The sequence below is a fragment of the Dellaglioa sp. CoH-57-MRSF-21 genome (assembly GCF_056781915.1).
Map to the genome: position 1 here is coordinate 1 of NZ_JBXAXU010000038.1, position 592 is coordinate 592.

The window sequence follows — 592 nt, forward strand, 5'->3', positions numbered from 1 at the left end:
CCGCAGACAAGCGCGTCGAGCCGCGCCAGCATGGCGACAGCTTCGCGCACGTAGCACGTGCATTCGGGCCGCTTCTTTTCGTATGCCGCGAATTGCTCGCGATGGTCGGCCGCGTCGCTTTCTTTGATCCGGCCGCCCGGACCGCGTTTCGGACCGCCCCCAAAGATGCGGGCTCCCATTCGATCATGTACCGCAACGGCGCACGCGTAGGCATGCATCGGATGCCGTACGAGCGGGCCGAATGCGGACAGCACGTCGCGGGCCAAATGTGCCTGACCCAGATCGTAATCGCTTTTCGGAATGTTTTTCATTTGATGCGGTTTCCTTTATCGTCATAGTAGCGGCAACCCGGCACGTAGCGCAGATTCCGCGCGTACGTCGGGGCCTGACGCACCATCAGTTCCAGATAACGGGGCTCGTTGATACCGTGCACGTCGATCAAATAAATGTCGTCCCCGAGCCGGATATGCATGACCCCGCGTCGTAGGTCCGTCCATTCGATCGCATCCACAAGGGGCCCCACAACGGCCCGCACTTCGTCGGCTGTCAGGCGCATAATCAAAGCCCGTAGGTGTATGACCGCGCGACACCT

General features: G+C 61.0%; 2 protein-coding genes. Both read right to left on the reverse strand.

From position 1 onward, the window contains the following. Window positions 1-311: hypothetical protein (locus AC1RPQ_RS07780; protein ID WP_481762228.1), on the reverse strand; the 311-nt coding region annotated here is incomplete at its 3' end. Then, window positions 308-592: hypothetical protein (locus tag AC1RPQ_RS07785; RefSeq protein ID WP_481762229.1), on the reverse strand; the 285-nt coding region annotated here is incomplete at its 5' end. The genes AC1RPQ_RS07785 and AC1RPQ_RS07780, both read right to left, overlap by 4 nt.